The organism is Lactobacillus sp. W8174, assembly GCF_016100975.1.
In the GTDB taxonomy this organism is placed as follows: domain Bacteria; phylum Bacillota; class Bacilli; order Lactobacillales; family Lactobacillaceae; genus Lactobacillus; species Lactobacillus juensis.
Genome location: NZ_JACFRN010000001.1, coordinates 60,516 through 74,670 on the forward strand (window position 1 = coordinate 60,516; position 14,155 = coordinate 74,670).

Annotated in this window: 13 protein-coding genes; 8 read left to right on the top strand and 5 right to left on the bottom strand. The window is 36.4% G+C overall.

The annotated features are described in order from the left end of the window. From H3U49_RS00435 to fba, 4 genes are all read left to right on the top strand, one after another. Nucleotides 1-843: an NAD(P)H-hydrate dehydratase gene (locus tag H3U49_RS00435; RefSeq protein ID WP_198178778.1), complete on the top strand. Its 843-nt coding sequence runs from the start codon at nt 1-3 to the stop codon at nt 841-843. A gap of 44 nt (nt 844-887) precedes the next feature. Beyond that, nucleotides 888-1,535: a L,D-transpeptidase gene (locus tag H3U49_RS00440; RefSeq protein ID WP_198178780.1), complete on the top strand. Its 648-nt coding sequence runs from the start codon at nt 888-890 to the stop codon at nt 1,533-1,535. A gap of 255 nt (nt 1,536-1,790) precedes the next feature. Continuing rightward, nucleotides 1,791-3,476: an arginine--tRNA ligase gene (argS, locus tag H3U49_RS00445; protein WP_198178781.1), complete on the top strand. Its 1,686-nt coding sequence runs from the start codon at nt 1,791-1,793 to the stop codon at nt 3,474-3,476. A gap of 97 nt (nt 3,477-3,573) precedes the next feature. Then, the gene (gene fba, locus H3U49_RS00450; RefSeq protein WP_198178782.1) at nt 3,574-4,488 is read left to right on the top strand and encodes a class II fructose-1,6-bisphosphate aldolase; all 915 of its coding nucleotides are present in this window, start codon (nt 3,574-3,576) and stop codon (nt 4,486-4,488) included. Nucleotides 4,489-4,543: 55 nt separating this feature from the next. Here the strand turns inward: fba and H3U49_RS00455 are convergent, their stop codons facing one another. Continuing rightward, complete coding sequence (locus H3U49_RS00455; RefSeq protein WP_198178783.1) at nt 4,544-5,113, bottom strand: histidine phosphatase family protein; 570 nt, start codon at nt 5,111-5,113, stop codon at nt 4,544-4,546. Nucleotides 5,114-5,242: 129 nt separating this feature from the next. On the opposite strand from H3U49_RS00455, the gene H3U49_RS00460 reads away from it, so the two are divergent. Continuing rightward, on the top strand, nt 5,243-6,106 hold the full coding sequence (locus H3U49_RS00460; RefSeq protein WP_198178784.1) for an aldo/keto reductase: 864 nt from the start codon (nt 5,243-5,245) through the stop codon (nt 6,104-6,106). A gap of 242 nt (nt 6,107-6,348) precedes the next feature. Next, nucleotides 6,349-7,080 (top strand): S9 family peptidase, encoded by a 732-nt coding sequence (locus H3U49_RS00465; RefSeq protein ID WP_198178785.1) that lies wholly within the window; start codon nt 6,349-6,351, stop codon nt 7,078-7,080. A gap of 75 nt (nt 7,081-7,155) precedes the next feature. On the opposite strand, the gene H3U49_RS00470 is transcribed toward H3U49_RS00465, so the two are convergent. Next, on the bottom strand, nt 7,156-8,523 hold the full coding sequence (locus H3U49_RS00470; protein WP_198178787.1) for a serine hydrolase: 1,368 nt from the start codon (nt 8,521-8,523) through the stop codon (nt 7,156-7,158). Between the two features lie 180 nt (nt 8,524-8,703). Here H3U49_RS00470 and H3U49_RS00475 point away from each other — a divergent pair, with 180 nt between their 5' ends. Beyond that, on the top strand, nt 8,704-10,470 hold the full coding sequence (locus H3U49_RS00475) for an oligopeptide ABC transporter substrate-binding protein (protein WP_198178789.1): 1,767 nt from the start codon (nt 8,704-8,706) through the stop codon (nt 10,468-10,470). 20 nt (nt 10,471-10,490) lie between these two features. Continuing rightward, nucleotides 10,491-11,405, top strand: coding sequence for a proline-specific peptidase family protein (locus H3U49_RS00480; protein ID WP_198178791.1), 915 nt, complete (start codon nt 10,491-10,493; stop codon nt 11,403-11,405). A gap of 111 nt (nt 11,406-11,516) precedes the next feature. Here the strand turns inward: H3U49_RS00480 and H3U49_RS00485 are convergent, their stop codons facing one another. The 3 genes from H3U49_RS00485 to H3U49_RS00495 are packed head-to-tail and all read right to left on the bottom strand — an operon-like array spanning nt 11,517 to nt 14,020. Continuing rightward, nucleotides 11,517-12,338 (bottom strand): PTS system mannose/fructose/sorbose family transporter subunit IID, encoded by an 822-nt coding sequence (locus H3U49_RS00485; protein WP_198178793.1) that lies wholly within the window; start codon nt 12,336-12,338, stop codon nt 11,517-11,519. After that, nucleotides 12,313-13,107 carry a PTS sugar transporter subunit IIC gene (locus tag H3U49_RS00490; protein WP_198178795.1) on the bottom strand — a complete coding sequence of 265 codons (795 nt, stop codon included), beginning with the start codon at nt 13,105-13,107 and terminating at the stop codon, nt 12,313-12,315. Before H3U49_RS00490 ends, H3U49_RS00485 begins: the two co-directional genes overlap by 26 nt. 1 nt (nt 13,108) lies before the next feature. Next, nucleotides 13,109-14,020, bottom strand: a complete 912-nt coding sequence (locus tag H3U49_RS00495) for a PTS mannose/fructose/sorbose transporter subunit IIAB (protein ID WP_198178797.1) — start codon at nt 14,018-14,020, stop codon at nt 13,109-13,111. Between the last annotated feature and the right edge of the window lie 135 nt (nt 14,021-14,155).

Here is a 14,155-nt window from a genome sequence, read left to right on the forward strand (position 1 = left end):
ATGGCGGTAATTACAGAAGATATTTTGAGAAAAGTAATTAAAAAAAGACCAAGTGACTCCCATAAGGGCAATTACGGCAGGGTCTTATTAATAGGTGGCAGTGAAAACTACGGTGGTGCAATTATCATGGCAGCCGAGGCTGCACTTAATAGTGGTGCTGGACTTATTTCAGTGGCTACCCATGCAGTGAACCTTGATGCACTGCATGCTCGTAATCCTGAGATCATGTTTATTGACTGGCGTGACCGGAATTTGGTAGATTTAATGAAAAAGATGGATGTTATTGTATGTGGACCAGGTTTAGGGACTGGCACTGTTGCTCAGCAATTGTTAGCAACAGTTAGTCAAAATGTTTCTCACAATCAAATCTTAATATTAGATGCAAGTGCTTTGGACATGATGGGTCAAGATAAAAATTTGATTCCCAAACATGCCAGTTTAGTTATTTTAACTCCGCATCAAATGGAGTGGCAGCGTTTGAGTCAGATTAGAATCCCATTTCAGACTGACAGTGCGAATTTAGATGCTTTAAAAAAGATTTTCCCTACACAAAATGCTATTTTGGTTTTAAAATCAAATCACACTCATATTTATACTAGTGCCGATCAGATTTTTGTGAATCCTCTAGGCAATCCTGGCATGGCCACGGGTGGCATGGGAGATACATTAGCAGGTATTATTGGCGGCTTTACAGCTCAATTTGGTGATAATTTAGATTCTGTTCTGGCTGCGGTTTTTATTCATTCTTTGGCAGGTGATAAAATTGCTGAAAATAATTATGTGGTGCGACCGACAAAAATTAGCGCTTTGCTACCACAGCTGATGAAAGAATTTGCCAGTTGATAATTTTTAGTCGAGTTTAAATCTTTTGGGAGAAGAATAATTTTATGAAAAATAGTTTGTTAAAAACCCTTACTGCTTTTTGTGTTTTATTAATTTGTGCAATCAGTTTAGCGCGGGTTTCTATGCCTTCTCAGCAAAAAGAAGTGAATAAAACTAAAGATGCTAGAAAAACAGCTGTTATTAAAACAGCTGCTTCATACCGCCCATATCGAGATCCAAAAGATTTGCGCGCTCCTTTTAATTGGAAAAAGCCAAGTGAGACAATGCCTTATCCTAAAATTAAGCATCTCGAAAATGACTTAACAATTAGAGTCTCCCTCAAGGGTAATAGAGTTTACATCTTGCGGGGTAATAAACGAGTGTACACCATGCTGGCAAGTGCTGGTTTGTTTAAAAAAGGCAAGTCATTGACACCAACAGGAAATTATAAAATTAAAAATGGTCGTGGTGACTCTTTTTATAATCCTGAATTAAATGAAGGTGCTAATAACTGGACTAGCTGGGATCAAGAAAATGTTTATCTTTTCCATTCTGTTCCTACGAAAGGTAATGGCAAATACAATATTAAAGAGGCTGAAAAGCTAGGCGTCAAGCCTGCCTCTCATGGCTGTATCAGATTAAGCGTACCTGATTCACGCTGGTTGGCTGAAAATATTCCAGTAGGTACCAAAGTAATTATCAAAAATAACTAAAAAATTTGGCTCAGCTTTCATTTCCTGTTATAATCATTTGATGAAAGTGGTTAGAAGTAGTAAACATTTTTTCAAAAAAGCGAGCTTGAGTTGGTGTAAGTCAGGCTGAAGAAATGGATGAAAGCGTGTCTAACTAAAAATTTAGCAAATTTAATAAGCGGATACTTTGTATCAAATAGAGTGGTACCGCGGGTTATAACTCGTCTCTTCTTCAAATAATGAGGAAGAGACTTTTTTTGGCATTTAGGAGGAAAAATGGATTTTAAAGATAAGGTAGTTGACTTAATCGCTAGTCAGGTTGACCTTCCCAAAGATCAAATCAATTCATTAATTGAAAGACCAAAAAATGAAAAAATGGGTGACTATGCTTTTCCAGCCTTTGCATTGGCAAAAGTGCTGCATCAAAATCCTGTAGTTATTGCGCAAAATATTGCAGACAAACTAAAAAGCAGCGATTTTGCTTTAATTAAAGCTGTTGGACCCTACGTTAATTTTTCTATTAATCATAGCAAGTTGATTTCACAAACTCTCGCAGAAATCTTGCAACAAAAAGAACATTATGGTGACCAAAAATTGGGAGAGGGGAATGTTCCTATTGATATGTCTAGCCCCAACATTGCAAAACCAATGTCGATGGGGCACTTAAGGTCAACAGTAATTGGCAATTCAATTGCCAAGACCCTGCAAAAAGTTGGTTACACACCAATTAAAATCAACTATTTAGGTGATTACGGCACACAATTTGGTAAATTAATAGCGGCCTACAAGCACTGGGGTGTGGAAGAAGACGTTAAAAAAGACCCGATCATGAATTTATTTAAATATTACGTCAAGTTCCATAAAGAAGCTGAAAAGCACCCTGAGCTTGAAGATGAAGGTCGCGCGTGGTTTAAGAAATTAGAAGAGGGTGATCCAGAAGCAGTTAAATTATGGCAATGGTTCCGGGATGTTTCCTTGGCTGATTTCAACCGTATTTACAAAGAATTGGGTGTCACTTTTGATTCGTATAAAGGTGAGGCTTTCTTTAACGATAAAATGCAACCCGTAATTGATGAGCTGAAAGAAAAAGGACTTTTGCATGAGTCTCGTGGTGCACAAGTGGTTGACATGGGTGAAGATGAAAATCCAGCTTTGATTGTTAAATCAGATGGTACTAGCATCTACTTGACACGTGATCTGGCAGCTGCGATTTATCGTATGAAGACTTATCATTTTGTCAAAATGCTTTACGTAGTTGGTAATGAGCAGGCTCAGCACTTTGTGGAATTAAAAACTGTTTTGAAAAAAATGGGTTATGATTGGGCTGACGAGATTTACCATGTTCCTTTTGGCTTGATTACTCAAAATGGTAAAAAGCTATCTACTAGAAAAGGCAATGTGGTTTTTCTTGATCAAGTTTTACAAGATGCCGTTAAACTAGCACAAAAACAAATTGAAGAGAAGAATCCTGATTTGGCCAATAAAGATCAAGTTGCTCATGACGTTGGTGTTGGTGCAGTTATTTTTCATGATTTAAAGAATGAAAGAACCGAAAACTTTGACTTTGACCTGGATGAAGTTGTCCGTTTTGAAGGTGACACTGGTCCATATGTGCAGTATACAAATGCACGGGCTCAAAGTGTTTTGCGCAAGGCTGCTGCTCAAGGTCACGAACCGCAATTAACAGATATAAATATTGATGATGATTGGTCCTTTGGCGTTGCCAAGTCTTTAGCAGATTTCCCACGGATTATTGCACGCAGTAGTGCTAAATTCGAACCATCTGTTATTGCAAAGTATGCTCTTGATTTAGCAAAGAAGTTTAATAAATATTATGCTAATGTCAAAGTTTTAGTTGAAGATGATCAAATAGGCTCTCGGTTAGCACTAGTCCAAGCAACTTCAATCGTTTTAACCGAGGGTTTGCGACTTTTGGGTGTCAATGCTCCTAAAGAAATGTAAAAATTTTAAATAATAACGTTTACATCAAATAAAAGATTGTTCAATGTTTAATTAATACGATACAATATGACTGTAAGTTTAATAGGAGGTATATTTAATGGCATATTTAGATAATGGTAATCAAATCTTTAGAGATGCTCGTAAAAACCATTATGCAGTAGGTGCTTATAACACTAACAACTTGGAATGGACACGTGCAATTTTGCAAGCAGCTGAGGAAACAAGAACCCCAGTTTTAATTCAGGTGTCAATGGGTGCGGCTAAGTATATGGGTGGCTATAAAGTTGCCAAGGACTTAGTTGAAGACGAAATTGATGCAATGGATATCTCTGTTCCAGTTGTATTGAACTTAGATCATGGTAGCTTTGAAGCTGCTAAAGAATGTATTGCTCTTGGTTATTCATCAGTTATGTTTGATGGACATGCTTTACCAACTGAAGAGAACTTAGCTCAAACTAAGGAAATTGTTAAGTTAGCCCATGAACGCGGTATTTCAGTTGAGGCCGAAATCGGTAAAATTGGTGAAAATCAAGGCGCTGACGGCGGTGAACTTGCATCTGTCGAAGATGCAAAGACTTTCGTAGCCGCAGGTGTTGACAAACTTGCTTGTGGTATTGGTAATATCCATGGTGTTTACCCAGAAGGCTGGAAAGGCTTAAACTTTGATCGTTTGAAGGAAATTGCTGATGCAGTTTCTGTTCCATTGGTATTACACGGTGGTTCAGGTATTCCTGAAGACCAAGTTAAGAAGGCTATTTCTCTTGGAATTTCTAAAGTTAACATTAACACTGAATTCCAATTAGCTTTCCAAGCTGCTACTCGTAAGTACTTTGAAGCCCACAAGGATGAAGACAAGGACAACAAGGGTTACGATCCTCGTAAGCTTCTTCTTCCGGGTACAGAAGCAATTACAGCTTCAATGAAGGAAATGATCACTTGGCTTGGTACCCCATCAATTGATGACAAGATTAAGTCAGCTGGTTTTGACAAGAGTTCATTGAATTTAGAATAAATTGAAAATTATGTAAAAGGGAGATCAACTTTTTAGGCTGATCTCCCTTTTTGTTTTAGCAGCTAGGATTAAATATTGACTGCAAATGAAAAATGCCATCGTCATATTCGTACTTTAAGACTGCACAATTTTTAATGTGATCTTTGCGTTTAAACGTATTATATTTTTCCCATTTCCTATAAAAATTAGCTATAGCACCACCATGGGAAACGATTAAAATTTGTTTATGAGAGGAAGCTTCTGCAATATCTGTAATCGCTTTATTGATTCTTGCGACTACCTGTTTTTGAGATTCGCCACCAAATTGAACAAAAAAGTCGTTATAAGGTAGTGGCGGATTTAAGTGTTCACCTTCTCCTTCGTATGCGCCGAAATTCCACTCACGTAAATCTTTATGCGTTTCAAAAGGTAGATCGGTCACTATTTTTAAAGTATCTATTGCCCTTTCAGAAGTTGAACAATGCGCCTCTTCTAGATTGATTTTCTCATGTTCAAAATATTCTTTTTTCGTTGCTTTTGCTTGTTTAATTCCTAATGAAGTTAAAGGTGAATCACAAAATCCCTGGATCTTATGTTGGACATTAAACAAAGTTTGTCCGTGACGCATTAGATAAATATATTTCATATTTTTACCTTCTTTGATATATGTACATTTAATTGTAAACAAAAAGATCATAAAAATCTAAATGAAATAAATTGACTTAAAGTCCAATTTAAGCGTTATACTCAAGAAAAGAAGTATGGAGGGATAAACATGATTTTTGAAGAAACATTTACACTTAATAATGGGGTAAAAATCCCTAAACTAGCATTAGGAACCTGGAAAATTCCAGATACCGAAGTGGCTTCACCAGTCGCAACCGCCTTAAAGATGGGATATCGGCATCTTGATACTGCTCAAGCCTACCATAACGAAAGAGGAGTGGGTCAGGGCATCAAAGATTCTGGTATTAGCCGTGACCAGATTTTTGTTAACTCAAAAGTAGAGGCCGAAATTAAAGACTATCAAAAAGCTAAAAAATCTATTGATGAAACCCTTGCTCGCATGGATTTGGATTATTTAGACATGATGATTATTCATAATCCTCAACCCTGGAATGAAGTTAACCAGTCAGACGATCGCCATTTTGAAGGCAATCTTGAAACTTGGCGCGCTTTAGAAGATGCTATGAGAGAAGGGAAATTACGCGCAATTGGCGTTTCCAGTTTTCAGCCGGAAGATTTGCAGAATTTAATTGACAATAGTGATGTTAAACCAATGGTAAATCAAATTTTGTGTCATATTGGTGCAACACCAAAAAAGTTGATTGATTTTTGTCAAGAACATGACATTGTAGTGGAGTCATTTTCGCCAGTTGCTCATGGTGAGGCTTTAACGAATACCACTATTAAGAGTATGGCAAAAAAATATCACGTTTCAGTTGCCCAGTTATGTATTCGCTATGATTGGCAGCTTAATACAGTGGTTTTACCAAAGTCAGTCAATCCAAAACACATGAAGCAAAATGCAGAATTGAACTTTGAAATAAGTGATGTTGACATGGCTAATTTGGAAGAAATTAATAGTTTTAATTATGGGTCTTCTAGTCATTTTCCTGTATTTGGTGGAAAAAGATAAAATTATATGAGGGTATAGATCCTTGGCGAGCAGATAAAATCTAGCTAAAAACTAAATTGTTACATAAAAAGTTGTAGACTTTTTATATACAATTCAACACTCAATATATTGTATTGGTGTACAAACGTAAAGTTAACAGTATAATGTATCTTGTAACGGATGAATAATAATATATTTTTGAGGTGATATTAAAATTGCGCGAAGAAATAAAATTTTTAAAATGTGTTGATCATGAGGTGCCAATGCAAATTGATCTTCCAGATGAACGTGGCAAATTTCCGGCCGTTTTAATGATTCATGGCTTCATGTCTTCTAAGAACAATGATAATCATATGTTAGCCAGAATTAGCAAAAAAATTGTAGAAGCCGGAATCGTTACGGCAAGAATTGACTTATGCAGCATGGGTGAAAACCTTTATTCAAGAGAAAATTATGGCATGAAAGTAATGACTGATGAGGTTAAAGCGAGTTTTAAATATTTGCAGTCTTTACCATATGTTGAAGAAAATAATGTTGGACTTTTAGGTCATAGCCTTGGTGGACGTTTAGCGTTTACTTGTTCGACCTTACCTGCAAAGATTATAGTTTCTTTAAATGGCGCTATTAATACATCTGAGCCTCTTGAAATGACCTATGATAAATTTGAAATGGCTAATTTAGGTTACTGCATTGTTCATACTAGTAGCGGCGGTGTTGAACTGGTTTACCGCAGATTCTTTGATGAGTTGCAGACAACTTTGAATGACAACATTAAAAACTTTAAAAATCCGATTTTAGTTGAAGTATGTACCAGCGATCCTACTTTGGATCCAAATATCAGTTTGAATTTTATTAAAAACTGTCACATGGATAACGTAGATTCGTTTACCGTTGAAAATGCGAACCATACTTACAATGTTGAAACTGGTGATTTTACCAAACTTAATGAAGTTATTAGTAAAGTCGTTCCTTGGATTAATTCACACATCAAATAAAAACCAGCTTAATTAAAGCCGGTTTTATAAATATTATTTTGAGCTTAGCTTTAATCATAAAAGCTAAGTTTTTTATTATAACTTTGTAAAGGTAGTTGCTTCTTTAAGTGCACGCTCTGTCCAAAGCAAAACTTGATTTTGATGAATTTCAATTGGTAAAAGCTCATGCTGATATAATCTTTCTTCCACAAACATTTTACCTTGTTCATTAACAATAACTGGGTAATCCCATTTGCCAATTGTAACTGTTAAATTACCATCTTTTTCATTTAGCGTAATCAAGCCGTAACCTGGGTTTTGGTAATCACCCAAAAGGTTATCCTTAGCCGCAACATTTTGGGGTGAATTTCCTTTAAGTTCAGCAATTTTTGCTTCTCGTGTTGCTGCTTTTTGATCAACAATCTGTTTGATTTTACTTGTCCAATCAGTATCTGAAATGCCCATAGCTTCATCAATGGTCTGGTAGGCTAAAGCGAATATTGCATCTGTTGAATCCATGTTTGTGGTTGAAACGAATGCTAAATCAAGATCTGGAACAAAGCCCATGAAAGAGCAGTAGCCAATGTATGAACCACTGTGGTAGAAGTATTTATGTCCGCGGTAGTCTTCCATCATCATGCCTAAACCATAAGCGCCAAAATTAGCGCCACCGTATGCACGACTTGGAGGCATGATAGATTGAGGCAAAAAGTGTTCAGCCATGGCATTGCCTTGGTTTTCTTTTTGCAATTTTAACTGGTATTTGGCCCAAGTGAGCAAATCCGAAATACTTGCGAGCATACTGCTGGCTCCGCCAACTTTACCTGGTGCAATAAAGGGAACTTCTTTAGTGACTTCATTGTCCCTGATATAAGGCTTAACTATTTTCTCTCTTGGTGCTTCATGGTGGTTAATATAAGTGTTTTTTAAGTTAAGTGGTTCTAGTAAGTGTTGGCGTTCATAAGTACCATACTCTGCACCAATTGCTTGTTCAAAAGCATAAGTGGCTAATGCAAAAACTAGGTTACTGTATTGCATTTTATAACGCAGTTCATGGTTGGGTTTTAAATACCCCACGTGCTCTGCTTTTTCTTTTAAAGAAAGGTCATGCTTATTCATATTAGTAAAGCGCATCAGATCGTGAGCTGGTAAGCCACTTTGATGACTAAGAGCATCCCGCCATGTTAAATGGTCTTCGGCATACTTATCTTCAAGTTTAAGTTCAGGCCAGTATTTTTTTAAAGGATCATCCAAATCTATTTTACCTGCATCAGCTAATTGACAAACAGCAGTAGCAAAAAATGTTTTGGAAATTGATGCTAAAGGATAAAGATTATCCTGTTCAGCTTGACCAAAAACGTGGCTGTAGCTTTCTCCTTTACGATAAACACCAATTCCTAAACTGGGTAAATTAAAAGTAGTAATAGCTTTTTGAGCTAAATCGGCAATTTTTTGCTTGTTCATATTCACTTTCTAACTCTTTCTATATTTTTTTCCATAATAAAATTATACAGAAGCACTTGCTATTTTACACTAAATAAAAATCTTTTTAAATGCTCCTTTAAAATATATGATGATACTATTTGACATAAATGGCAAATTTATTAATAATATGAGTAAAACATAATGAAATGAGTGATTTTTATGAAAAAAAGAAGTAAGCTTGCTTCTGCTGGCATTTTGAGTCTAGCCGCTCTAACACTGGCAGCCTGTGGTAAAAGTGCTAACAGCAGTGATGACACTAAGACAGTAAAAAAGTTTCCTGTTGAAACTCCTGAAAAGAATGTGAAAAATGGTGGAACTGTGAAAGTTGCAGTTGTCACTGATACTCCATTTTCAGGTATTTTTTCACAAGAACTTTCATCTGAAGATGTAGACTCTATGGTTGCAGCTCCCGGTCAAGAGACTCTATTTGATAGTGATGATCAGTATGGTGTCACTGATAAAGGGCCAGCCACACGTAAATTAGACCCTAAGAAAAAGACGATCACTATCAATATTAAAAAGGGCGTTAGATGGTCTGACGGTAAACAGGTCGTTGCCAAAGATTTCGAATATGCGTATGAGATTTTAGCTAACAAAGATACAGCTTGTCCGCGGTATAGCAGTCAGTTTGAAGTCATAAAGGGCTTAAAAGAATATCACGAAGGCAAAGCCAAGACTATTTCCGGCATTGAAATGCCTGATGGAGAAAATGGCCGTAAAATTGTTTTACATTGCTCAGCTTTAAATCCAAGTATGTCAAATGCAGGCAGTCGTTCACTTTGGGAAGCAGTTGAACCCTATCATTATTTGAAAGATATTCCTTTTGCAAAGTTAAAATCTTCTGATAGGATCAGGAAAAATCCGTTATTTTTCGGACCGTTTAAGATTGAAAAACTAGTTAGAGGACAATCTGCAACTTGGGTACCGAACAAATATTATTGGCGAGGGAAACCAAATTTAGATAAAGTTGTTATTTCTGTGGTATCTCCTAATTCCGCTTCTCAAGCAATAAAAAGTCATAAATTTGACATTATTCCTGTAATTAATACTCAGTGGCCACAAGTTAAAAATACTAAAAATGTGAACTTTATTGCCCAAATTCCAATCGCATATCATTATTTGGGTTTTAAAGTAGGAAAATGGGATGCTGACAAGAGCAAGAATGTTATGAATCCTAATGCTAAGATGAATAATAAGGCTTTAAGGCAGGCAATAGGTTATGCCATGAATGTTGATGCGGTTAATAAGCGTTATACATATGGTTTAACGTTTAGGGTAAAAACTTTGGTTCCAGAAAAGTTTGGTGACTACTTTGATAAAACTGAAAAAGGATATAATTACAACTTAAAAAAGGCAAATCAGATTCTGGATAAAGCGGGTTACAAGAAGAAAGGAAAGTGGCGCGTTCAGCCAAATGGCAAACCTTTGGTAATTCATTTTGCAGCTATGAGTGGAGATACTACTCAGGAGCCAATTGTGCAAAATTACTTGCAACAATGGCACAAAGTTGGACTTAATGTCCAATTAGCCACGGGGCGTTTAATTGAACACAATTCTTTCTATGATAAATTGCAACATGATAATAAAGGCGTCGACATGTATCTGGCCGGTTGGTCAACACCTACTGAACCTTCGCCACACCCATATTATAGTGAATCAGCGCCGTTTAACATGACCAGATTTGTAACTGCAAAAAACAATCAGCTTTTGGATGAAATAAATTCACAAAAGGCTTTTAATCATGATTATCGGGTAAAAAAATTTCATGAATGGCAAAGATATATGAATGAGGAAGCTTATGTTATCCCAGTTGATAATTCCTATCAGATCTTTGCCGTTAATAACAAGATTTCCGGCTATTCGCTTAAGCCGTCAAAACAAAACAATAATCATCCTTTATGGAATGAAGTAGGTTTTACTAAATAGAAAGAAGCTGTAAATTTTTAATGAGAACTGGAACAAAAATTATAACTTTAGATAATGGCTATCATTTGTGGACAAGTACCCAAGGTGAAGGTGATATTCATTTATTGGCACTTCATGGAGGTCCAGGAGGAAATCACGAATATTGGGAAGACGCTGCCGATCAATTAGCAAAGCAGGGGCTACATGTTCAAGTTACTATGTATGATCAATTAGGCTCTCTTTATTCAGATCAACCGGATTATGATGATCCTGAAATTGCGGCCAAATACTTAACTTATGAATACTTTCTCGACGAAGTTGATGAGGTTCGCGCTAAGCTTGGTGTTGATAATTGCTACTTGATTGGACAAAGTTGGGGTGGCTTGCTTGCACAAGAATATGCGGTGAAATATGGTCAACACTTAAAAGGAACTATTATTTCTTCCATGGTTGATGATACTGATGACTATATTGAGTCAATTAATCGTCGCAGACAAGAAATTTTCCCACAATCAGAAATTGACTTTATGCGTGCATGTGAAGAAAACAATGACTATGACAATAAACGCTACCAAGAGGATATTCAAATATTAAATATTAACTTTCTTGATCGGCGACAGCCATGCAAGCTATATCATATTAAGCGTATCGGTGGTTTGCCTGTTTACCATGCCTTTCAAGGTGATAATGAATTTGTAGTAACAGGCAAATTAAAAGATTGGCACTTTAGAAAGTACTTAAAGCAAATAAAAATGCCGACCCTTTTGACTTTTGGTGAAGAAGATACTATGCCTTTAGAGACTGCAAAGATTATGCAACGTGAAATTCCTAATTCACGCTTAGTTACTACACCGAATGCAGGACATCATCACATGGTTGATAATCCTGATGTTTACTATAAGCATGTAGCTGATTTTATCCGTGAAGTAGAAGCTGGTACTTTCGTGGGTGAATAACTGCTTGTACAAACGATGAAATAAATGTAGTTAAAACAAAAGAAAACGTGAGTCGATTGATTCACGTTTTTAACTTTTTGTTTAACTTCTACCTATTCTTTTGGCTCATTTTTATTTACCAATTATTCCGAGGCCACCTAAAATAATTCCGACTATTAAAACTATAATAATTAGTTTTGTTGAAGTCATTTTCTTCTTGCCGAGAAGCCAATAGCATACCACAACTAATAACACTGGAACAAGGGACGGCATAATTTGGTCTAAAATTGTTTGTGCTTTTAAAATAACCCTTCCTGATTTAAAGACTATTGGTACATTTGCATTAACAACTGTTGGAATCAAGGCTCCCACAACTGTTACTCCAAGCAAAATGGCTGCATCAGTTAGTCTGTTTAATTTATTACCTGCTGCATAAATTAATTTTTCACCTTGCGAATACCCCAAAGGAAGGAATGTAAAACGTAAAAAAAGAACAATAAAGTTTACTATTAGCCAAATGATTGCACCTATTGGGTTTCCTTTTAACCCCATATATGCGCCAATTGAACCGAAAATTGTTGGTAGAATGACGCCGAAAATTGTATCGCCAACGCCAGCAAATGAACCCATTAAACCAGCTTTTAAACCAGCAATTGCTTCTTCGGCTTTTCGGCCTTCTTTTTCTTCAATTGCCATGTCCATACCAATTATAAAGCCACCAACATATGCATTCGTGTTAAAGAACTGGTTATGAAGTTTCATAATTGAAACTCGATCATTTTTTTCAGGATATAATTTTTGGATTGTTGGTAACATTGTGTAAAGATATCCTGTCGACATCATTCGTTCATAGTTCCAACAGATTTGACTACTCCATAACCAACGCCAGTTTGCACGGAATAAATCTTTTTTAGTTAATTTTTGGATGTTAGTCTTCGTATTCACCGAGTTCATTTTCATGTCCTCCTTCAGTTTGAGTAGATGGTGTTTCATTAGTTTCACTTTGTTTGTAATAGATTATTGCCATAGCGACACCGATAATTGCAACACCTAGTATTGGAACTTTGATGTATGCTGCTAAAAAGAAACCAATTAATAGGTAAGCGATAAAACGTTTAGTAGGTAAAAATCTAAGTAAAATTGCAATTCCGACTACTGGTAAAATTCCACCTGCTGCGGATAAACCATTAGTTAGCCATTGAGGCATAGAGTTAACTACAACCTGAATTGTGTTTTTACCAACTAATAACATCAAAAGTACAGGGAGTGCACGTGATAATCCCCAAGGAAACATCCCGTAAATAATGTTATGGGCAACGCCTTTTTCATTATCTTCTTCAATCATCTTATCTACCCGATGTAAAAAGAAGGTATTAGTGAAACGAGCCAGAACATCTAGTTGAACCATTAAAAGACCGACAGGAACTGCTAATCCAATTGCAAAGCTAACCCCTTTGTTACTCATAACTGCATAGGCAGTGCCGACGATAGCCCCAGTCATGAAGTCTGGCATGCTGGCGCCGCCATAAGTACCAACACCTAGTACCATTAATTGAAGCGTTGCACCCACAACTAAACCTGTTTTTATGTCACCCATAATAAGTCCAGCTACAAGACCAATTAAAAGCGGATAATTACACAATATTGCAACTGTCAGTTGGTCAATAATCATCCAAAAAGCAAGTGCTGTTAATAGTAAAATTTGCCACCATGTGATTGCCATTTTAGTTCTCCTTCTTATTTAACATTGAAATAAATGGCTCTTGTTTATCGTTTGGAACCATTTGATGATAAAATTCAATTCCTTTTTCTGCCATCTGATTAAAGGTAGCAGTGTCCTCGTCAGTAACGGCAACACTTTTAGCAACTTGACGTGCCCCCTGAGACATTGACATGTTACCAACATTTACTGCCGGAAGCTTAACACCAGCAGATATTAGCTGTGCCAAGATTTGCGGCTTTTTAACGAGTAAAAGAACTCTTTGACCATTGTATTGTCCACTATTGATTCGTTCTGCAGCTCCCTTAGCTGTAAGAATACTTAAGTGAATTCCAGCTGGAACAGCCGTTTTTAAGGTTGCCTTTTGCACCTTACTGGTAACAATTTGATCGTCAACGACCATGATTCTCGTCGTATTAAGACTTCTAGTCCACATGGTAGCAACTTGACCATGAATTAAGCGCGAATCAATTCTTACGTTGACTAGGGGGTTACCAGTGTTTACAGGAGCAGTTTCTTTATTTGGCGCTGCAGGCTGCTTTTTAGGTTTCTTTTTGATGTTTGACTCCATTAATTCAATTGTTTGACTGATTGCCTCTTCAGCAGGAGTTCCTGTTGCTAGTGATAAGGTCAACATCAGGGAAAGACCGGAATATAGTTTGACGTCAGGATGTTCTGCAATAAAAGTACTTGCTGCGTTTGCTGGTGTACCATTTGGAATATCAGCAATAATTATGACTTCCTCAGCAGAATCTTGCCTGTTCTGATAAATATCTTCATAGCATTTGACGACATCATCAATGCCCATCGGATCTTTAAAAGAAACTGTAACGAAACTAGTTAATTCACCCGTAATCATTTCACAGCTCTTAAGCGTTTGTTTTGCATAGTCACCATGACTTGCTAAGATATACATATAAAAATCACTCTCCTTCAACTTAATGTGTTAACTTGGTTACAAGATAAATATTAATTCTAAATGAAAGCAATTGCAATAGCTTAATAACAATATTTTATTGAATGAAGCTATGGACTTTTATATTTCTTAGTG